General features: G+C 46.5%; 19 protein-coding genes. 8 read left to right on the top strand and 11 right to left on the bottom strand.

Going from position 1 to position 19652, the window contains the following annotated elements:
- Window positions 1–2 precede the first annotated feature (2 nt).
- Window positions 3–962 (top strand): alpha-L-glutamate ligase-like protein, encoded by a 960-nt coding sequence (locus ACK8OT_RS05955; RefSeq protein ID WP_410195582.1) that lies wholly within the window; start codon window positions 3–5, stop codon window positions 960–962.
- A 72-nt stretch (window positions 963–1034) separates the two neighbouring features.
- Here the strand turns inward: ACK8OT_RS05955 and ACK8OT_RS05950 are convergent, their stop codons facing one another.
- The 4 genes from ACK8OT_RS05950 to rnm all read right to left on the bottom strand — a co-directional run bounded on the left by ACK8OT_RS05950 (window position 1035) and on the right by rnm (window position 4637).
- On the bottom strand, window positions 1035–1757 hold the full coding sequence (locus ACK8OT_RS05950; RefSeq protein WP_410195581.1) for a YebC/PmpR family DNA-binding transcriptional regulator: 723 nt from the start codon (window positions 1755–1757) through the stop codon (window positions 1035–1037).
- Between the two features lie 283 nt (window positions 1758–2040).
- A complete protein-coding gene (rluB, locus tag ACK8OT_RS05945) occupies window positions 2041–2904 on the bottom strand; it encodes a 23S rRNA pseudouridine(2605) synthase RluB (RefSeq protein ID WP_410195580.1) in 864 nt (287 codons plus the stop codon).
- Between the two features lie 203 nt (window positions 2905–3107).
- On the bottom strand, window positions 3108–3728 hold the full coding sequence (locus ACK8OT_RS05940; RefSeq protein WP_410195579.1) for an L-threonylcarbamoyladenylate synthase: 621 nt from the start codon (window positions 3726–3728) through the stop codon (window positions 3108–3110).
- Between the two features lie 60 nt (window positions 3729–3788).
- On the bottom strand, window positions 3789–4637 hold the full coding sequence (gene rnm / locus ACK8OT_RS05935; protein WP_410195578.1) for an RNase RNM: 849 nt from the start codon (window positions 4635–4637) through the stop codon (window positions 3789–3791).
- Between the two features lie 320 nt (window positions 4638–4957).
- Here rnm and ACK8OT_RS05930 point away from each other — a divergent pair, with 320 nt between their 5' ends.
- The 6 genes from ACK8OT_RS05930 to trpA are packed head-to-tail and all read left to right on the top strand — an operon-like array spanning window position 4958 to window position 11569.
- Complete coding sequence (locus tag ACK8OT_RS05930) at window positions 4958–6550, top strand: anthranilate synthase component 1 (RefSeq protein ID WP_410195577.1); 1593 nt, start codon at window positions 4958–4960, stop codon at window positions 6548–6550.
- Window positions 6543–7151 carry an aminodeoxychorismate/anthranilate synthase component II gene (locus ACK8OT_RS05925; protein ID WP_410195576.1) on the top strand — a complete coding sequence of 203 codons (609 nt, stop codon included), beginning with the start codon at window positions 6543–6545 and terminating at the stop codon, window positions 7149–7151. Before ACK8OT_RS05930 ends, ACK8OT_RS05925 begins: the two co-directional genes overlap by 8 nt.
- 10 nt (window positions 7152–7161) lie before the next feature.
- Window positions 7162–8178, top strand: a complete 1017-nt coding sequence (trpD, locus tag ACK8OT_RS05920) for an anthranilate phosphoribosyltransferase (RefSeq protein WP_410195575.1) — start codon at window positions 7162–7164, stop codon at window positions 8176–8178.
- Window positions 8162–9550, top strand: coding sequence for a bifunctional indole-3-glycerol-phosphate synthase TrpC/phosphoribosylanthranilate isomerase TrpF (gene trpCF, locus ACK8OT_RS05915; RefSeq protein WP_410195574.1), 1389 nt, complete (start codon window positions 8162–8164; stop codon window positions 9548–9550). Before trpD ends, trpCF begins: the two co-directional genes overlap by 17 nt.
- A 22-nt stretch (window positions 9551–9572) precedes the next feature.
- The gene (gene trpB / locus ACK8OT_RS05910; protein WP_410195573.1) at window positions 9573–10760 is read left to right on the top strand and encodes a tryptophan synthase subunit beta; all 1188 of its coding nucleotides are present in this window, start codon (window positions 9573–9575) and stop codon (window positions 10758–10760) included.
- Window positions 10760–11569, top strand: a complete 810-nt coding sequence (gene trpA / locus ACK8OT_RS05905) for a tryptophan synthase subunit alpha (RefSeq protein WP_410195572.1) — start codon at window positions 10760–10762, stop codon at window positions 11567–11569. Before trpB ends, trpA begins: the two co-directional genes overlap by 1 nt.
- A gap of 58 nt (window positions 11570–11627) precedes the next feature.
- Here the strand turns inward: trpA and ACK8OT_RS05900 are convergent, their stop codons facing one another.
- The 7 genes from ACK8OT_RS05900 to ACK8OT_RS05870 form a co-directional block, all read right to left on the bottom strand.
- Window positions 11628–11798 carry a DUF6435 family protein gene (locus ACK8OT_RS05900; RefSeq protein ID WP_410195628.1) on the bottom strand — a complete coding sequence of 57 codons (171 nt, stop codon included), beginning with the start codon at window positions 11796–11798 and terminating at the stop codon, window positions 11628–11630.
- Between the two features lie 385 nt (window positions 11799–12183).
- Entirely contained in the window at window positions 12184–13281 is a 1098-nt protein-coding gene (locus ACK8OT_RS05895; protein ID WP_410195571.1) for an AI-2E family transporter, read from the bottom strand.
- Window positions 13282–13309: 28 nt separating this feature from the next.
- The gene (locus tag ACK8OT_RS05890) at window positions 13310–14353 is read right to left on the bottom strand and encodes a DUF2955 domain-containing protein (protein ID WP_410195570.1); all 1044 of its coding nucleotides are present in this window, start codon (window positions 14351–14353) and stop codon (window positions 13310–13312) included.
- Entirely contained in the window at window positions 14343–15485 is a 1143-nt protein-coding gene (locus ACK8OT_RS05885) for an HlyD family secretion protein (protein WP_410195569.1), read from the bottom strand. The genes ACK8OT_RS05890 and ACK8OT_RS05885 overlap by 11 nt, the downstream gene beginning before the upstream one ends.
- A 191-nt stretch (window positions 15486–15676) precedes the next feature.
- Window positions 15677–17107, bottom strand: coding sequence for a PTS glucose transporter subunit IIBC (gene ptsG, locus ACK8OT_RS05880; RefSeq protein ID WP_410195568.1), 1431 nt, complete (start codon window positions 17105–17107; stop codon window positions 15677–15679).
- Between the two features lie 274 nt (window positions 17108–17381).
- Window positions 17382–18161 (bottom strand): tRNA pseudouridine(65) synthase TruC, encoded by a 780-nt coding sequence (truC, locus tag ACK8OT_RS05875; RefSeq protein WP_410195567.1) that lies wholly within the window; start codon window positions 18159–18161, stop codon window positions 17382–17384.
- Window positions 18158–18490 (bottom strand): YqcC family protein, encoded by a 333-nt coding sequence (locus tag ACK8OT_RS05870; RefSeq protein ID WP_410195566.1) that lies wholly within the window; start codon window positions 18488–18490, stop codon window positions 18158–18160. Before ACK8OT_RS05870 ends, truC begins: the two co-directional genes overlap by 4 nt.
- A gap of 118 nt (window positions 18491–18608) precedes the next feature.
- Here ACK8OT_RS05870 and ACK8OT_RS05865 point away from each other — a divergent pair, with 118 nt between their 5' ends.
- Window positions 18609–19634 carry a DUF3549 family protein gene (locus tag ACK8OT_RS05865; RefSeq protein ID WP_410195565.1) on the top strand — a complete coding sequence of 342 codons (1026 nt, stop codon included), beginning with the start codon at window positions 18609–18611 and terminating at the stop codon, window positions 19632–19634.
- Window positions 19635–19652 lie beyond the last annotated feature (18 nt).

The following is a 19652-nucleotide window of genomic DNA, read 5'->3' as shown; positions in this document are numbered from 1 at the left end:
TCATGTTTGGTTTAGCCAATCCATTTAAGCTAAAAGCCAAAGGTATTATGGGCATGAACAAACGTAACGGTCACTATATCGGCCGTTACAATAAGCGCAGCCTATACCCCTTGGTGGATAACAAATTAAAAACCAAGATCATTGCGCAAGATGCCAAGGTCACCACGCCGGCTTTAATTGGTGTCATTAGCTCTCAAGCCGAAGTGGGCAAAGTTGGAGACTTGATCAAAGGACATCCGGGCTTTGTGATCAAACCCGCTAAGGGAAGTGGTGGTAAAGGTATCTTAGTGATCACTAAAGTCGAACATGATCGCTACTATAAGCCCAATGGCGCAGAAGAAACCCATGAAGATTTTGAACGCCATGTGTCGAACATTCTGGCCGGTTTATTCAGTCTCGGTGGCGCACAAGACGTTGCCGTGATTGAGTCACTGATTGAATTCGATACTGCGTTTGATGGCTTTAGCTATGAAGGCGTGCCTGACGTACGCGTTATCGTCTTTAAGGGCTTTCCGGTGATGGCGATGATGCGCCTATCAACCACCGACTCAGATGGTAAAGCCAACTTACACCAAGGTGCGGTAGGCGTAGGTATCGACATTGGCACAGGTAAAGCACTGCACGCAGTACAATTTGGCGATCCGGTGACGCATCATCCCGACACCGGCAGAGCATTAAATGAGCTTGTGGTTCCCCAGTGGGACACGCTTATTCATTTGGCAGCAAGTTGCTATGAAATGTCAGGCTTAGGTTACCTAGGTACCGATATGGTATTGGATCGCGACAAAGGGCCTATGCTACTTGAGCTGAATGCACGACCCGGCTTAGCCATTCAAGTCGCCAATGGCGCAGGCTTGCTGCCACGCTTGCAGTTAGTTGAAAGTTTGGGTGATAAAAAAATGAAGCCAGAGGAGCGCATCGAGTTTGCTCGCAAGCACTTTTCTGCCAGTGGCACTCTATAATCCCAATTAAATTTAAGACAAAAAAATAGCCGGTTTCCCGGCTATTTTTTTATGACGCTGTAATGTAAATAATTACTCGCCTACTTCACCGTTATGGTAAACGTCTTGTACATCATCACAATCGTTTAGCATATCTAAGAACTTCTCAAATACGGCGACATCTTCACCTGTGATCGGCGCTTGCGTTTGTGGCACAAAAGTAATTTCTTCGACGTCGAACTCTAGCTCAGGCATTGCTTCAGCTAAGGCTGTCTTAGCCTTGAAAAATTCTGTGTGCGGAGCGAAAACCGTGATCACGCCATTTTCGTTTTCAATGTCAGTGACATCAACATCCGCCATCATCAGTGCTTCAAGTACCGCCTCGTCGTCTTCGCCTTTAAAAGCAAGGATAGCAAGGTGATCAAACATATGCGCCGCAGAGCCAGGAGCGCCAAGTTTCGCCCCATTTTTAAGGAATGCTTGGCGTACTTCCATGTGAGAGCGGTTGGTATTGTCGGTTAAACAATCCACAATCACCATACAGCCACCAGGGCCAAAGCCTTCATAACGTGCATGGGTGTAATCTTCACCGCCTGCCCCAGTTGCTTTTTCAATTGCACGTTCAATAACGTGACTCGGTACCTGATCTTTCTTCGCTTTTTCAATGATGCGACGCAGTGAAAGGTTAGTGTCAGGATCTGGGCCGCCATTCTTAGCGATTACATAGATTTCTTTACCGTATTTAGAATAAACTTTGGTTTTCATGCCGGCCGTTTTGGCCATCGAATCTTTACGGTTCTGGTAAGCTCTTCCCATCTCGTTCTCTCTCGATTTGTCTTTGACTTAGTATGATAAAAATTGCGGCGATTTTACTCCTCCAGCTCAATGAAGGCTAGCGATACTCTCACTTAACTGTCGAACCTCGGCTCAAGGTCAAATTTAATGGCACTTTCAACCTAAACAAAACATAACAAAAACTGCTCATGCAGTTGTACAACAAACAAAAACTGCGATTGCAGTTTAAAAACAAACAAAAACTGCAGTGGCAGTTTAAAAACAAAAAAACCTGCCGCAGCAGGTTTATTACAACGAGTTAAACTTAACGCTTACGCGTTTTCTTGCGTTCGGTGTTCTGTTTCATTTGATGTTTTTTAACCGAACGACGAATGCGGTTGTTTTGCTTACGCGCAGGGCTTTTATCTACTTTAACCTTGGTTTCGGTTTCAGGCGTTAACCCAACCGCGGTGCGTAGCAAGTTCACTTCTTTAAGCGGTAACTCATTCCAGCCCCCTTTAGGTAAACCTTTAGGCAGATTCAGTTGACCATATCGAACTCGGATCAATCGGCTTACTTGTACACCTTGGCTTTCCCATAAACGGCGTACTTCGCGGTTACGACCTTCGCTTAAGGTGACGTTAAACCATTCATTGATGCCTTCACCGCCCGATTTTTTGATCTTACTAAAAGCGGCCATGCCGTCTTCAAGCTTGACACCATCTTTCAAGCGGCGCAGCATTTCATCATCTACCTCACCAAATACCCGCACTGCATATTCACGTTCAATTTCGTGACTTGGGTGCATCATGCGGTTAGCAAGTTCACCATCGGTTGTGAACAGCAGTAAACCTGCGGTGTTGATATCCAGACGGCCAATTGCAATCCAGCGCGAGCCAAGTACCCGAGGCAAACGGTCAAATACGGTGGCTCGGCCTTCACTATCAAAGCGAGTACAAAGTTCACCCTCTGGTTTGTGATACATGAGCACGCGACATACCACGTCTTCTTCGGCTTTGGTTGCGATGATGCGTCCTTCAACGCGAAGCACTTGATCCGCTTCTGCGCGATCGCCCAACTTGGCAATCTTACCGTCAACGCTGACTTTGCCTTCGGCGATCAGCTCTTCCATTTTACGACGCGAACCAAGGCCGCTTCGTGCTAATAGTTTTTGGATTTTTTCACTCATGTTCATTCCTAACAATGATTGGCGCAGTCATCATGGACTGCTCGCCGAGATTCAACTGACTGGTGCGCCAAATTCATAAATAGAAACTCACCCCATGTGAGCTTTTTGCTATTAACCAATTGGTTTGCCTACTTCACAGCAGTCATTTTTAAAGGGCGCAAATTGTAGCAGCTTTGCGGTAAATCCCTTAATAAAAATTGCGTTTATTCAAACGGGCTAGGATCACCTGTACCACGACGTAGTACTTCAGGCTCACCTTCAGAAAAATCCACCACAGTGGTCGGTTTCTCAGAAAGGTAGCCGCCGTTTATGATCAGCTCGACTTGACGCTCTAAACGGTCACGAATTTCTTCGGGATCGTATTCGGTATGATCGTTGCCCGGTAAAATCAAACTTGAAGACATCAGCGGCTCTTCCAGCTTCTCCAATAACGCCAAGGCAATGTTATTGTCAGGAATACGGATACCTATGGTTTTCTTTTTCGGATTCATCAAACGCTTAGGCACTTCTTTGGTTGCCTTAAAAATAAAGGTGTAGGCACCTGGCGTATTATTTTTCAGCAACCTGAATGCGGCATTATCCACGCGTGCGTAATTAGCAAGCTCAGATTGATCGCGACAAACTAACGTAAAGTTATGATCTTTGTCGATTTGTCTGATTTGACAAATGCGCTCCATCGCCGCTTTGTTACCTAGCTGACAACCTATGGCGTAGCCCGAATCGGTTGGATAAACGATCACTCCGCCGTTTTTTACAATTTCAACGGCTTGATTGATAAGGCGCACTTGCGGATTATCGGGGTGGATATAAAAAAATTGACTCATTATTTTTCCTTTGCATGCGCCCATATCATTTAAAAGGCGCAACTGACTCTTATTGTTTTGTTATGATTTGGCGGCCAATTCAGGCCAATCTTGCCAAATAGGCTCTGCATCTTTTGGTAAATATAGGTTACGTCCTAAATCTGACCAACTACTGACAAGATGAAAGTCAGAGCCTTGCGAGGCTTTTAAGCCAGCCGCCTTGCCCCATTGAGCTAAGTTTATCCGGTCTTGGGGAGATTGTTGTGACATCGCCACTTCAAGGGCATCGCCACCGGCGGCGCTAAAATCACTTAATAAACGTTTCAACCATTTGTTAGACAATTTATAGTGCGTTGGGTGGGCTAACACCGCGACCCCACCAGCTTGTTTGATCACCGCGATCGCCTGCGCCATATCGGGCCAATTATGAGGCACATAGCCTGGGTTACCTCGGGTTAGGTATTTTTTAAACACCAATTGAAATGAATCAGCTATTCCTGCATTGACCATATATCGGGCAAAATGCGCCCTGGTAACTTGAGCCTCTCCGGCCAAGGCTTTAGCTCCTTCGTAGCAGCCTGGTAGGCGATTTTTCTCTAGCCGACGCCCTATTTCGATGGCGCGCGCTTCACGTTTTTCACTTTGGCCAGCAATAAATGCCTGTAAAGCGGGATCCGTTATGTCTAATCGTAATCCCACTACGTGAATTTCATGGTTTTCCCAGCCCGATGATATTTCAATCCCATTGACTAAGGTTAGCGGTAGCGCCAATTCCGCGATAGCAGCACGAGCGGGCTCAATCCCAGCCGTGGTGTCATGATCCGTAATGGCAAGCACATCAACCCGACGCTCAACCGCCCGTTGCACCAACTCTTGCGGCGTTAACAAGCCATCTGAAAACCGCGTATGAGAATGAAAGTCGACTAACATCACTGTTCCATAAATATAACTTGACTTTATAGGCCAAATAAAAGAAGAATTAGGCATCTTTAAATGTAACGAAAACGCCAAGATGTCTAATTTAACACATTCTTCTCTAATTTGGTGGTGGCACAATCCAATATAAGCGGGTTGTGTGGTTTGTTATATGTAAAATATTTTAAGAAAACCGACAAAAAGCCCGCAACTAAGCGGGCTTTTTTCGTATTAGGACTGTTAAAATGCGTATTCAGGTAAGAAAACACAATTGGCGATGGTGAATCAACAATAGAACCTCATAAAAACAATTTGTTATTCACATCGGAGTTAAAATGAAAAATACAGAATATACGGGTGAGCTAACCACCCTGCGCCGGCCTAGCCAATACAGCGCAGAATCTTTACCACTGTATCAAGCATTAAGTCGCGAGGGCGACAACAGTCTGCTGCTTGACTCAGCAGAAATTGACAGTAAAGCAGACCTAAAAAGTTTAATGTTACTCGACGCCGCAGTGCGCATCGCATGTCATGATCTTGAAGTGACCATGCAAGCATTAACCGACAATGGCTATAACCTACTGGTATTTTTAACCGAACAATTTGATGAAAAAGTAAAAGTACAGCTAACAGAGCGTACGTTACAGCTCACCTTCCCCGAGCCAGATCGCGACTCGGACGAAGACACTAGGTTAAAATCCCATTCGCCTGTCGATGGCCTTCGCACCATCATCAACAAGGTCAAAACCGACTCTGAGTTAAACGAAGCCCTATTCCTTGGCGGCGCTTTCTCATATGATTTTATCGGCACCTTTGAGCGATTACCCACGGTTCCGAATGGCACCAACCAGTGCCCTGATTATCTATTTTACGTGGCGGAAACCCTACTGCTGCAAGATCATCAAAAGCAGCGCTGTGAACTGATTGGTTCGATATTTAGCGGCCCAGATAGCCAAGCCAACCAAACAAAAATAGACCAACGCCTTAATCAAATCGCCAGCCTTTGTGAAACCTTCAGCCCCAGCCCAGCCACTACCGAGCAAATCATTGACAGTAAAATCAGCGTTGATGTATCCGACGTCGAATTTTGTCGCCAAGTCGAAACCTTAAAAGGCTACATTCGCAAAGGCGATATCTTCCAAGTGGTACCCTCACGCAGCTTCTCTCTTGATTGCCCATGCTCAATTAGTGCCTACGGCAAGCTTAAAGAAACCAACCCAAGTCCTTATATGTTTTACTTAAACGATCAGGACTTTGTGTTATTTGGCGCATCACCTGAAAGCGCGATTAAGTACTGCCATAAATCGAACGATGTCGAAATCTACCCGATTGCAGGGACACGTCGCCGCGGTTTTAACCCTGACGGCAGCATCAACAAAGATCTCGATGGCCGAATTGAATTAGAACTGCGCCTCGATAAGAAAGAAATGTCTGAGCATTTAATGCTAGTCGACCTCGCTCGTAACGACGTTGCCCGTATTTCTGAGCCAGGCACTCGCCATGTGGCCGATTTACTTAAAGTAGACCGTTACAGCCACGTAATGCACTTAGTATCTCGCGTGGTGGGTAAATTACGCGATGATTTAGATGCGTTGCATGCCTACCAAGCCTGTATGAACATGGGTACCTTGACCGGTGCACCGAAAATCCGCGCTTCGGAATTAATCCGTGAGATAGAAAAGCAGCGCCGCGGCAGTTATGGCGGCGCCGTGGGCTATCTTACCGGCCAAGGTGAAATGGATACCTGTATCGTGATCCGTTCGGCCTTTGTGCAAAACCAAGTCGCTCATGTCCAAGCCGGTGCTGGCGTAGTCTATGACTCCAAGCCACAAGCCGAAGCCGATGAAACCCGCAATAAAGCGGCAGCCGTACTTAACGCCATTGCTAAGGCTCATGGCACCACATTGGAGGCCGTCAGCCATGACTAATACAGCCCTAAACACCATAGTATTACTGGATAATTTCGACTCTTTTACTTACAACTTGGTGGATCAATTTCGCAGCCTAGGCCATTCGGTAAAAATTTATCGTAACAGTGTGGACGCCCATAAAATCAAAGCCGAACTCGATGCCATCCCAAACTCGGTACTCGTACTGTCACCGGGTCCAGGTTGTCCGTCCGAAGCCGGCTGTATGCCCGAACTGATCCAATTATGCCGCGGCCAAGTACCTATTCTGGGTATATGTTTAGGCCATCAAGCACTGATTGAGCACTATGGCGGTATTGTTGGCCCAGCCGAAGAAATCATGCACGGCAAATCATCCGACATAAACCATTGTGGCAATCGCATGTTCGCAGGCCTAAGCCAACCCCTTCCCGTTGCCCGTTATCATTCGCTGGTAGGGACTTTTGTGCCAGATAGCCTTAAAATTGTTGCCAGCTTTAACGACATGCCAATGGCGATTTATCAAGAACAAGATCGGGTGATCGGGTTTCAGTTCCATCCCGAATCAATTTTGACCAGCGAAGGCGCTAAGCTGTTAGAAGCCAGTTTAACCATACTTTCGCAGCCAGCTAGCAGAAGCTAAGGACAGCCTCATGAGCCAGATATTAGACACCTTATTTGCAGGGCAATCGCTCAGTGCCGAGCAAAGCCATGACTTTTTTAACCAAGTGATCCAAGGCGAAGTCGACCCGATTGTATTATCAGCCGCGCTCACTGCACTGAAAATCAAAGGCGAAACCCCAGAGGAAATCACCGGCGCTGCGTCAGCCTTACTTGCGAACGCGAAGGCGTTTCCTCGTCCCGAGTATGATTTCACCGATATTGTTGGCACCGGCGGAGATGGGTTTAGCACCATCAATATTTCCACCGCAAGTGCCTTTGTGGCCGCCGCTTGTGGCCTAAAAGTGTGTAAACACGGCAGTCGCAGCGTATCCAGTAAATCGGGAGCATCAGACTTACTGAGTGCGTTTGGCATTAATGTTGATATGAGCCCAGAAGTAGCGCGCCAATGCTTGGACGAGCTTAACGTGTGCTTTATTTTTGCCCCGCAATACCACGCGGGCATGCGCTTTGCGGGTCCTGTGCGCGCCGCACTCAAGACCCGCACCTTGTTTAATGTATTAGGGCCACTGGTTAACCCAGCACGCCCATCGACCGAACTTAATGGCGTTTATGATGCCAGTTTGTTGCGCCCAATTGCCGAAGTGCATAAAACCCTAGGCATGAAGCGCGTAATGGTAGTGCATGGCTCAGGCCTCGATGAATTTGCCCTGCATGGCCCAACCCAAGTGGCTGAATTGCAAGATGGCATTATCAAGGAATACACGGTGACACCGGCTGACTTTGGTTTAGAAGAATACCCTATTGAGGCCATTGTGGGCGGAACACCGGAAGAAAACAAAGCCATTATTGAGCAAATTTTACAAGGCCAAGGGACACCTGCTCAGCAAAGCGCAGTGGCCATTAACGTCGCAGCACTGTTAGTGCTCAATGGTCTGGCCAACAACTTTAAACAAGGCGCCGAGCTTGCAATCAATGCGATGCAAAGCGGCAAACCTTTAGCCTTGGTGAATAAATTAGCGGAGATGAGCAATGCCACTGCAGTCTGAATTGGAAAACACCATCTTAGGTAAGATCATCGAAGATAAGAAAACTTGGCTCGAGGCGCGCAAACTAAGCCAGCCTTTGACCGAGTTTGAACATCTATTAAAGCCCACCGAGCGCGACTTTTATGGCGCACTTGAAGCGCCGGGCACGCATTTTATTTTAGAATGTAAAAAAGCGTCACCGTCAAAAGGCTTAATTCGCCCAGAGTTCGACCTAGACCTGATTGCTAGCGCCTATAAAAACCACGCCAGTGCTATTTCGGTATTAACCGATGAGAAGTACTTTCAAGGCCAATTTGACTATGTCACTCAAGTGCGTAATCAAGTCAGCCAACCCGTGTTATGCAAAGACTTTGTGATAGATCCGTACCAAATTAAGCTAGCGCGCCACTATCAAGCCGATGCGGTGCTGCTGATGTTGTCGGTACTTAGCGATGAAGAATACATCGCCTTGGCTGAGGTTGCTCATAGTTACAACATGGGCATCTTAACCGAAGTCAGTAACGAGCAAGAAATGGCGCGCGCACTGGCACTGGATGTACGCATTTACGGCATTAATAACCGTAACTTACGTGATTTAAGTACCGACCTAAATCGCACTAAAACCCTGTCACCTTTAGTGCCAGAAGGCAAGGTAGTGATTTGTGAGTCAGGCATCTATCATCACGATCAAGTGAAAGATTTACGCCACTTTGCCAAGGGCTTCCTCGTTGGCAGCTCCATCATGGCACAAGACAATGTCGAGCTTGCGTGTCGCCGCTTGATCTTAGGTAATAACAAGGTCTGTGGTTTGACCAGTAAAGAAGCGGCCGCTGATGTCTATGCTGCGGGAGCGGTGTTAGGCGGCCTAATTTTTGTCGAAAAATCGCCGCGCTACGTGTCGCCTGAGCAAGCCAGAGCGGTGATGACAGGCGCGCCCCTTGAATATGTCGGCGTGTTTCAAAACCATGACGCCGCGCAAGTGGCTGCCATTGCCAATGAGTTAGGTTTACAGGCAGTGCAATTACATGGCGAAGAAGACGAAAACTATATTGCAGCCCTAAGACCATTATTGCCGGCGCATTGCCAAGTATGGAAAGCCATCGCCATTGATGGCGCTGAGCCAGTGCTTTGCCCAGCTGCCGATATGCAATTATTTGATACCCGTGCAGGCGGTCAATCTGGCGGTACAGGGCAAGCCTTTGATTGGCAAATCTTAGCCAAGCAAGATAAAAGTAAATTGATGTTAGCAGGTGGCATCACGCCAGAAAACGCACAGCAAGCCGCCCATCAAGATTGTTTAGGGCTAGACCTTAACTCTGGCGTTGAATCGTCGCCAGGCGTAAAAGACAAACAAAAATTACAGCGTGCATTTGCCGCTATCAGACAGTATTAAAGAACAGGATCAAGGCAAAAAGATGAGTAAATTAAATCCCTATTTTGGTGAGTTTGGCGGCATGTTTGTGCCACAAATTCTGATGCCAGCATTAAATCAATTGGAAGAAGAGTTCATTAAGGCACAAAACGATCCTGAGTTTATTGCTGAGTTTAGAGAGCTGTTAACCGAGTATGCTGGTCGTCCAACACCGTTAACCTTATGTCAAAACCTGACCAAAGGTAAAAAAACTAAGCTGTATCTAAAACGTGAAGACTTACTTCACGGCGGCGCGCACAAAACCAACCAAGTGTTAGGCCAAGCTTTACTTGCAAAGCGCATGGGTAAAAGCGAAATCATCGCCGAAACCGGTGCCGGTCAACACGGTGTGGCAACCGCACTAGCCTGTGCCTTACTGGGTTTAAAGTGTAAGGTTTACATGGGTGCTAAAGACTGTGAACGTCAAAAACCAAACGTGTTTCGTATGCGTTTAATGGGCGCTGAAGTCATTCCAGTCACCTCTGGCTCATCCACCCTAAAAGACGCGTGTAACGAAGCGCTGCGCGATTGGACTGCTAGCTATGATAAAGCCCATTACCTATTGGGTACTGCGGCTGGTCCCCATCCTTTCCCAACTATCGTGCGTGAATTCCAGCGCGTCATTGGTGAAGAAGCTCGTGCTCAGCACTTAGAGAAAGAGCAAGTACTGCCGAACAAGGTCATTGCCTGTGTTGGCGGCGGCTCTAATGCGATTGGTATTTTTGCTGATTTTATTGACGATGAGTCGGTTGAACTGATTGGCGTAGAGCCAGCTGGTAAAGGCATAGACACACCGCAGCACGGCGCACCGCTGCGTCATGGCCGCAAAGGTATCTTCTTTGGTATGGCATCTATGATGATGCAAGACGAATACGGCCAAGTAGAAGAATCTTACTCCGTCTCTGCCGGCTTAGACTTCCCATCGGTTGGCCCACAGCATGCCCATTTACACGCAATCGGGCGCGCGCAATACGAGTCGGTAACCGATGACGAAGCCTTAGCGGCGTTCCACGAACTGGCTCGTAAAGAAGGTATTATTCCTGCGCTTGAGTCTGCGCATGCCCTTGCTTACGCGCTAAAAATCATCGAGCAAGATGATAAAGAGCAAAGCATCATAGTTAACTTATCAGGTCGTGGTGATAAAGATATCTTCACCGTGGCTGAGCTATTTGAAGAAAAAGGATTATTGTAATGACTCAAAGATATGAGCAATGCTTTGCAGCATTAGCAGAGCAAAACCAAGGTGCATTTGTTCCCTTTATCGCCCTTGGCGATCCTAACCGTGAACTGTCATTAAAAATTGTCGATTGCTTGGTTGCGTCAGGTGCTGATGCCCTTGAACTTGGGATCCCTTTTTCTGATCCGGTAGCCGATGGTCCCACCATTCAAGATGCGTCAACCCGCGCCTTGAACAGCGGCACCACACCAGATACCTGTTTTGAAATGCTTGCGGAGATCCGTGCTAAGTACCCAGACCTGCCTATTGGTTTATTACTGTATGCAAACTTGGTATTTAGTAACGGTATCGATCGTTTTTATGAGCGTTGTGCGCAAGCCGGTGTCGATTCATTATTGATCGCCGATGTGCCAGTTGAAGAAAGTGCCCCCTACCGTGAAGCTGCCGCTAAATACGGTATCCACCCTATCTTCATTGCGCCGCCTAATGGTGACGAGCACACCATGGAGTTAGTGGGCAAATACGGCGGTGGTTATACCTACCTATTAAGTCGTGCGGGCGTGACAGGCGCTGAAACCAAAGCGGGTAAACCCGTTGAAAGTTTGCTGGCTAACTTAAACAAATACCAAGCGCCACCGGCATTATTGGGCTTTGGTATTTCAGAGCCGGCTCAAGTGAAAGAAGCCATTGCAGCGGGTGCTGCAGGCGCGATTTCTGGCTCAGCCGTGGTTAAGATCATTGAACAATATCAAGATGATGAAGCAGCTCTACTTGGGCACATGGCGGCATTTATCTCTAGTATGAAGGCCGCGACGCAAAAATAATGCGTTGATCTGCTGGAAAAAAAACCTCGCACTCGCGAGGTTTTTTTCACTGATTTAGTCAGCTTTTTTCTAAAGCCTCGATGTCTTGCCAGATCTGCTCGGCTTCTGCACTTAAAAAAGCAAAAGATTTCATATCACCACGTCGCTGCGCCAACATGGCTTGCTCTAACTTAGCGTCATAGCGCTTTCTTAACTTCTTTTCTGGGTTACCGAGTAGCCATTTAAGCATCATTTACACCATCTCTATTCATGATGAAAAGCATTACGTAGACAACAGCGGCTTGGCTCAAGAAAGCCAAAAGAAACCGCAAACATCAGGTCAGCTTGCCGTTATGCGGTCTATACCAAGGGCCTGTTTATCTTTGGTGGTTAATTTTTGTTCGAGATAAAAGCGTTTTGAGCAAGGCGAGCAGTGTGTAGCTTAGCATTCTAAGTAAATACTGCTCAACGACGGGCAAAACGCTTTTAGCCGAATCCGTAGGACAGCGTTTGTTGGTCATTTCTACTGCGTTAGCGCCTTTTCGCTTAGTTCACTATGCCACAAAAGCACTGCCTTGTATAAATACCCAACAAATCGCTACAAAAACCAACACAAAAGATCAACAGGCCCTAGATTACTCTGTTAGGTTGGCGTCATTGGAATCAAGCTCATCACTCGCCAGCCATGCCATCAATAATTTGTAACCTAGCGCCAACACCACAGAGCCAACAAACAGGCCAATAATACCTGACATCATCATACCGCCGATGGCACCAAGTAGAATAACCAGCATAGGAATATCAACACCACGTCCCATCAGCATAGGTTTCAAAAAGGTATCACTGACGCCAACCAGTAACGACCAAATCATAAAGAGCGTGGCGGTGGCGCCTGGCTCTACCGAATACACATAGGCGATCACCGGCCCAAGTACGATTATTGCTGGCAACTGAATAATAGCCAAAACAAGTACCAACAACGCCCATATTCCGGCGGCAGGAACACCCACAACGGCCATTCCTATGCCGGCTAGCACGGCTTGGATCAGCGCAACTCCGATTACCCCAACCACCACACTACGCACGGTTGCAGCCGATAGCGCGGTAAATTCATGACCATGACTGCCTGCTAGACGAACCGATATCTTATGCATAGCGACGCCACAGGCTTGAGCATTGGACATGAATGCGCCCGCAATCAAGGTCGAAATAATAAATTGCAGTAGGCTCAATCCTAATCCACCGACAAGCCCCGCAAAAAACATAACAATTTCCTTGATTTGCTCGGCATATTGTTTGCTGAACGCGGTCAAGTTAGCAACCGCACTTTGCCAAAGACTATATAAGGACTCACCGATAATGGGCCATTGCGCCACTTTGGGATTTGGCTCGGGTAAGGTGACTTGATCCGCTAACACAGCCTGAATAAATTCTTGCGAGCTAGTAAAGATAGAGCCTGAAAACAATACCGTGGGAGCAATGAGAGCCGCTAATACTAGCAACGTGACAATAGCACTGGCCTTACTTTGTTTAATCTTAAGCTTCTGACTCAGCCAAGTCACCACAGGGAACAAGGCAACAGCAATGATCGCCCCCCAAGTCATTGGAATAAGAAAAGGACGGACGATGTCGAAACACATATAGACCATCAACAGCACCATGATGATCTTAATTGCTGCATCTACAGCTTGCGCCGAAAACGATTGGGTAGGAGCACCTTGTTTATCTTGCATTGTTATTCCTAATGAATTGTTGAAGTAATTACACTGAGCTATTTAGCCCTAAAATTTGTTTTACTCTGTTCCAGCCTCGCCCTTCAATGAAATATGAAATCACCACAAGGTATAAACAAGCGCCACCGATTTGAGCTATGCGGGTATAAAATTTACTGTCTACATCCGCCGTTGTGGATGCCATGGTTGAGCATACCAACACCAGCAAGGTACTAAATATGGTTGAAAACACCATGGCTTTCTCAGGCATCGCGTACATTTTGTAGGCAAAGAGCATCGAAATAAGAAATATTAAACAGAGATAAAAGCTAAGCACGGGAACAAACGAGATAAGGTTATATACTGCAATCGCAATAAATCCCCCAATGACGTTAGTGATAAGCATAAACAAGCTCAATTTAACGCTTTTCTCTCCGGCCGTTTGCAATGACAAAATAGCGATAAAAATCATGGTTAAGATGGCACCTGACAGCTTGAAGGTGAAAATAAAGGCAATCACAGGAAAAGCAATAACCAATGCTTTTGCCGCTTCGAACAGGCGTTCATCGTGGCTGTGTTCAAGCTCACCATGGCTGTCTTTGACAGGATCTAAATCGGGAAAATAAATGTGCAGTAATGAAAACAAGACCACCGAGACGAGACCTGAAAAACAAAGTCCTATCCCGACCACCATACCTATGCCGGGTGAGATGATTGCGGCATAAGGTAAGATCAACGATGCCACCAACAACATGGTGGCAAAAAAATTCCACCGAGGATCGACAAATAGATAGTAAGAAATAAACATTAATGCTGCGATAAACGGCAGCAATAAAGACGGATATTCCAGCAAACCAACACTAACAAACCAAGCCAACAAGATGGTCAGCAACATAGACAGCACTAGCTCATAGACGGTTTGCACCCGCGGCGCTTTCCTATCAACCAAAAACTTGGCCAATAAAATCGGCATAATGTACGCGAGAGTCCAATTAAACAGCGCCGAGATGGCCACGGCCAGGGTAATGCCAACCGTAAATCGTAAAACACGGCGCTGTAAAATGGCGCGAGCCGTCACCCGATCAGCGGACATATGAAAGCCAGCTTAAGATGCGGATCCACAATTTGCCTATGGGTTTTAGCAAGCTAGCGTCTTCACTGTAAGCAATAACATCCGCTTGACCACCAACTCGAAGCACACCTTTCGCAGCATCATCGCTAAACACTATGGTCACGGGAAAACGTTGGGTTTCTCTTAACCAACCCGACTGCTTACTCACTTGGGCAAGTTTACCTGCTTGTTCAACTTGGCCCCAGTCAATGCCGTAATCGATGTGGGAAATTTTGCCCGCGAACACTTTTCCTGGCGCAAAATCCAGCGCAATTTCAACTTCATCACCCGGCTTTAAATTACCTAAGCTGTTCTCACGAAAATAGGCTTCTAGCCAGATTTCATCAGCGGAAATAAAGGTCATTAATGGCTGGCCCACATTAGCACGATAACCCGCCTCGAGTTTAAAGTTCGATACCCCACCGTTGGATGGTGCCGTGATTTGAGTTCGAGACAAATCTAACTGTGCTTTTTCTAATGCCAGTAATGCCGATTGCAGCTGGCTATTGTCTTCACCCTCACCACCGAGTTGCTCTTTCACCCGTTCAAGTTCGGCTTTGGCTGACGCCAACCCCGCTCTGGCAGAAGACAATGCCGCTTTCGAGTTGTCTTGTTCTGATTTAGAAACCACCCCTTTGTCGGCCAAAGACGCAATTCGGTTATATTGGGCTTGGGCGTTGACTAAGTTAGCTTGCGCTTCGGTGACGCGCGCTTGAGCCGAGGCAACGCTCGCTGTTTGCGCGCCAACACCTTGTTTGGCTTGTTCAACCCCTTCTTCGGCTTGCTTTAATGCGATTTCAAAATCGGTGGGATCTAGCTTAACCAGCACCTCTCCCGCTTGCACCAGTTGGTTAGGCTTAGCAAGAATTTCAATGACGTCAGCCGATACCTGTGGTGAAATAGGAACAACATAACCACGAACCCGCGCGAGATCAGTGGAAGGAATAAAGCGATCCGCAATTAAATGGAACAGGAACATCAGCACCAAAACCAACAACAAAATGTTCGTTATTTTTTTAATCTTGTTGGTTTTATTCTCTTTATTGAGAGTTTCTTCTGAGTGGTTATCGCTAACTTGTTGCGTTGTAGCTTGGCTTTGGGCGGGCTCTTCCATTGACACATTTATCCTAAGGAAATGACTTTTTGCTCTAGTTTAATCACCTTAGTTTACAAATGTCGACAATTTGTTGATATTTCATTAACACCAAATCATTAATCTTACTGTCACTTAAAACCAAACAAGGAGCCCTAAGGCTCCTTGTTTGGTTTTGACTATGTAATAGACAGTTTCTAAAGAAAGCTGAACTATAAGCCTGCGATATATTCTTCCATATCGGTTTTTAAGTTGTCAGATTGGGTACCAAAAATGGCTTGCACACCATCACCTGCAACCACAACCCCTTTAGCGCCAAGCTCTTTTAAACGCTCTTTGTTTACCGCATCAACACTTTTCACACTAATACGTAAACGAGTAATACAAGCATCTAAGTTAGTGATATTGTCTTTACCACCAAATGCTGCCACTAACTCTTGAGACATCTCAGAGCTTTCAACCGCGACACTGTCTTGCTCAACTTCGTCTTCACGACCCGGTGTTTTAAGGTCTAGCTTGATGATAGCAACACGAAATACCACATAGTAAATTGCTGCATAGCAAAGGCCTAATAATGGGAACATCCAACCTTTGTTTGAATTTGCAAACAGCACCACAAAGTCGATGAAACCATGAGAGAATGACGTACCGTGTACCATGCCTAGCATGTTAGTCAGTACGAATGCAGAGCCTGCCAAAACAGCGTGAATTGCATAAAGCACAGGAGCTACGAATAAGAACGCAAATTCGATTGGCTCAGTAATACCTGTTAGAAAGGAGGTGAGCGCAGCGGAGATCATGATACCACCCACTTTTGCTCGGTTTTCAGGCTTGGCTGTGTGCCAAATTGCAATTGCCGCTGCTGGCAGGCCATACATTTTAAACATGTAACCACCCGCTAGCTGACCAAAACCATTACCGGCAGCGCGTGAAGCTTCATCCGCTACTTGGTAACAAGTTAAAATACCCGTTTGCGCTACACCAGCCGCGTTTACACAGTTACCCGCTTCAAAGAAGAAAGGCACGTTCCAGATGTGGTGCAAACCAAATGGGATCAAACTACGCTCAATCACACCGTAAATACCAAACGCAACTTCTGGGTTTTGATAAGCGGCCCAATGAGAGAAAGAATTGATAACAGAGCCAATCGGAGGCCAAACCACAGAAAGCACTAACGCCAACGCGATGCTCAGAAAACCAGTGATAATAGGTACCGCACGTTTACCGGCAAAAAAGCCTAGGTAATCTGGTAGTTGAATGCGGTAGAAACGATTAAAGGCCCAGCCAGCAAGAGCACCGGCCAAAATGCCACCTAATACACCAGTGTCAATTTTATCAACTCCCATGACACCCGCCATAACACCTAATGTGGACACCATGATGCCGTATCCGACAATAGCAGCTAATGCTGCCACACCGTCGTTTTTGGTAAAACCTAATGCCACACCCACGGCAAACAGTAAGCCCATTTGGCCAAATACAGAACCACCAGCTTGTTCCATGATTTGTGAAACGATACTGGGTAAAAAGCTAAAGTTCGCCGCCCCGACCCCAAGTAAAATACCAGCAACAGGCAACACTGATACGGGAAGCATCAGTGATTTACCGACCTTTTGCAGATTTGCAAATAGCGCCTTAAACATGTTTGTTCTCCTTAAGTACAAAGTTTGACTAGCTTGCATCTGGATAAATAATGCACCCCAGTTGATAAGTTAATTAAAGCACAAAAAAAAAAGTTAAACTTGTTTTACTTCAAAAACTTAATTTAACTTATGTAACAAAAAGTAACAACACATAGGCTATAAGTATCAATAACTTAGAAAACAAGGTGATAAATGAGTATATTTGCCGTTACAGCACTGGAACAAATGCAAATTAACGTAACGGCAAAGGTGCCCGCAAAAGGCTGTATTCGACTCAAACGATCGAAGGCAGGGAAATACCGCAACGGGTTAAAAATTGGCAAAAATCCTCAGGTAGAGGAGCGACCAAGCTAATCGTCTCTTGGCTCACTGGATGACAACAAACCAGCTTAGCCGCATGTAACAATAATCTTTGGTTACCTAAGGTCTGTTTAGCAAACGCATTTTGCTTACCGTCGCCATGGCTGGTATCACCAATAATGGGGTGGCGCAGATGAGCCAAGTGGCGCCTTAATTGGTGTTTTCGCCCTGTCTTTGGCATCAGCTCCATTAAGCTCAATCTGGCACTTTGATAGCGCCCGACCGGATAAGGTAATTCAACTTGCTGCAAGCATTGATATTGGGTGATAGCCTCTTTAAAACTGGCTTCTTGGCTGGCATGTTTATCGGCTATTTTGTCTAGCTCTTCCTTTAATGGGTAATCTAATTCACCCTCGCCACACCAACCTCTGACCACGGCATAATAGGTTTTTTGTGGCTGGCGTGCTGCAAATTGTTCGCTCATGATTTTTGCTATTTCAGAGCTTAATGCAAACAAGAGTAATCCTGAGGTCGGCCGATCAAGGCGATGGATTGGGTACACATACTGTCCTAGCTGATCGCGCAGCATTTGCATGGCAAATTGGGTTGCCCCCTTGTCCAACCAGCTTCTGTGTACCAATAAGCCTGATGGCTTGTTGATCGCAACTATGTATTCATCTTGATAGACAATTTCAAGAGAGGGAATCGGTACATCCTGCTCCAGTAACGTGTCTTGTTGGTCTAACTGCGTCATGACAGCTCTCCCTGACTGAGTAATTGATCGATACGGGCGATAACCTCTTCAACCACCGCCGTCGAATTAGCGAGCTTTTGAAACGCGTGTTGCGCCATGGGCAATACGCCAATATTACTGGGCAAAGGCAACTGTTCCTGTGCCATTTGCAGTAACTTAGGGTGCAACACAAACTGCAGCCATTGCGCGAACGTTAAGGTGTCGATGCAAAATGGCAATGAGCTCTGTAAGGCTTGCTCACTGGGCGTTTCACTTTGCCATAAACCCGCTTGTCCCATGGCGTGTTTAAGCTGGGCTAATAAGGCGATTAACTGGGTGGCTTGATTCATTTATAAATGCGGTTACCAAGAATACTTGGCCGCAAATATACCATCTGCGGTGCTTAAGCCCTATAATGCCCTGCAATTTTTATCCGTTTCTGTAATTAGTTCGTAGGTGTATTCGACTATGCATATTCATTCTCTGACCGATTTTCTCGACCAAGCTCAATGCCAATACCGGATTTACGACCTAGGCCGAAAGGTACAAAAAATAAGTGCCAGTGAATTTAAAAAAGTCGAACAAAACCAAGTCCCTTACCCCTATCCATTGCAACAGCATGCTTGGCTTGCGGTGGTGTTTTGGCAAGTTGATAAACCGGAACACTATATTTGGTTTTTAAAACTGCCACTTGATGAAAGGGGCTTATTATTAGCCGGACCGCAAACTCACTTTATTCAGCTGGTGGTTGAAGCATTAGGCGCCACGCTTGAGCAACAGCCCGATGAAAAGCAACAAGAGCGCCTTGCCAATAATCCTTACACCTTCAAGCCCGCCGAGCTTAAAAAAGCCGTGTTTCATGCGCAGTTAAACTTGGATTTAGCCCGCCCTGCTTCACGTTATTACGAACAAGCCCATGCTTATTTCAGTGGTCAACTGGGCTGGCAGCAATGGCAACAACTAGGCATGCAAGGGATTGCCGATATTGCGGTAAGACTCAAACAAGACGATAACGAAAGCCATGTCATTAACGCATTAAACCAATTGCCCGAGCCCCCTTTGAGCATGTTATTGGAATGCTTAGAGCACAATGACATGACAACCCGTTTAGCCGAAACCCTCGATGAATTTGCTCGCCACAACGCGCTATCAAAACCGCATCTCGCTACCTTAGCGCTGCGCGCCATGTCATCCAGTAAAGCGACGGGCTTACGCCAAGCGCTAATAAAGCATCAGCTAACTTCGCCATTGAATCTCGATCCACAATGGTTTATTGCCGTCGCTGCGCGTTGCTGGCAAGATTTACAAGCCCCTGAGTTGCAACAGGACTATTTAGAGAAACTCGCATTAGTGGATAATGGTCAGCTTTTTGTGCAGTTATTTGCCGATTTAGTGGCTCAGCCCACCTTACGTGCCTCACTGCTAGCCGCAATACGCCAGCCCGAGCGTAGCCCAGCCATGAGCCAAGCCATTGGCCTGTTGTTTCAGCAGTAAGCGATTTGTCCAAACGGT

The organism is Motilimonas thetidivivens (assembly GCF_046452435.1).
Taxonomy (GTDB): domain Bacteria; phylum Pseudomonadota; class Gammaproteobacteria; order Enterobacterales; family CBDFNC01; genus Motilimonas.
Note: the sequence above shows the minus strand (reverse complement) of the source record. Positions and strands in the feature narration are given on the sequence as shown.

Coding starts and splice junctions, on each gene's coding strand:
- ACK8OT_RS05900 (WP_410195628.1), bottom strand. CDS start 11,798: ATGCTTAAATGGCTACTCGGTAACCCAGAAAAGAAGTTAAGAAAGCGC.
- rnm (WP_410195578.1), bottom strand. CDS start 4,637: ATGTTAGTCGACTTTCATTCTCATACGCGGTTTTCAGATGGCTTGTTA.
- ACK8OT_RS05885 (WP_410195569.1), bottom strand. CDS start 15,485: ATGGAAGAGCCCGCCCAAAGCCAAGCTACAACGCAACAAGTTAGCGAT.
- ACK8OT_RS05870 (WP_410195566.1), bottom strand. CDS start 18,490: ATGAATCAAGCCACCCAGTTAATCGCCTTATTAGCCCAGCTTAAACAC.
- ACK8OT_RS05890 (WP_410195570.1), bottom strand. CDS start 14,353: ATGTCCGCTGATCGGGTGACGGCTCGCGCCATTTTACAGCGCCGTGTT.
- trpA (WP_410195572.1), top strand. CDS start 10,760: ATGACTCAAAGATATGAGCAATGCTTTGCAGCATTAGCAGAGCAAAAC.
- ACK8OT_RS05895 (WP_410195571.1), bottom strand. CDS start 13,281: ATGCAAGATAAACAAGGTGCTCCTACCCAATCGTTTTCGGCGCAAGCT.
- ACK8OT_RS05955 (WP_410195582.1), top strand. CDS start 3: ATGTTTGGTTTAGCCAATCCATTTAAGCTAAAAGCCAAAGGTATTATG.
- ACK8OT_RS05925 (WP_410195576.1), top strand. CDS start 6,543: ATGACTAATACAGCCCTAAACACCATAGTATTACTGGATAATTTCGAC.
- ACK8OT_RS05930 (WP_410195577.1), top strand. CDS start 4,958: ATGAAAAATACAGAATATACGGGTGAGCTAACCACCCTGCGCCGGCCT.
- truC (WP_410195567.1), bottom strand. CDS start 18,161: ATGACGCAGTTAGACCAACAAGACACGTTACTGGAGCAGGATGTACCG.
- trpD (WP_410195575.1), top strand. CDS start 7,162: ATGAGCCAGATATTAGACACCTTATTTGCAGGGCAATCGCTCAGTGCC.
- ptsG (WP_410195568.1), bottom strand. CDS start 17,107: ATGTTTAAGGCGCTATTTGCAAATCTGCAAAAGGTCGGTAAATCACTG.
- ACK8OT_RS05950 (WP_410195581.1), bottom strand. CDS start 1,757: ATGGGAAGAGCTTACCAGAACCGTAAAGATTCGATGGCCAAAACGGCC.
- trpB (WP_410195573.1), top strand. CDS start 9,573: ATGAGTAAATTAAATCCCTATTTTGGTGAGTTTGGCGGCATGTTTGTG.
- trpCF (WP_410195574.1), top strand. CDS start 8,162: ATGCCACTGCAGTCTGAATTGGAAAACACCATCTTAGGTAAGATCATC.
- ACK8OT_RS05865 (WP_410195565.1), top strand. CDS start 18,609: ATGCATATTCATTCTCTGACCGATTTTCTCGACCAAGCTCAATGCCAA.
- ACK8OT_RS05940 (WP_410195579.1), bottom strand. CDS start 3,728: ATGAGTCAATTTTTTTATATCCACCCCGATAATCCGCAAGTGCGCCTT.
- rluB (WP_410195580.1), bottom strand. CDS start 2,904: ATGAGTGAAAAAATCCAAAAACTATTAGCACGAAGCGGCCTTGGTTCG.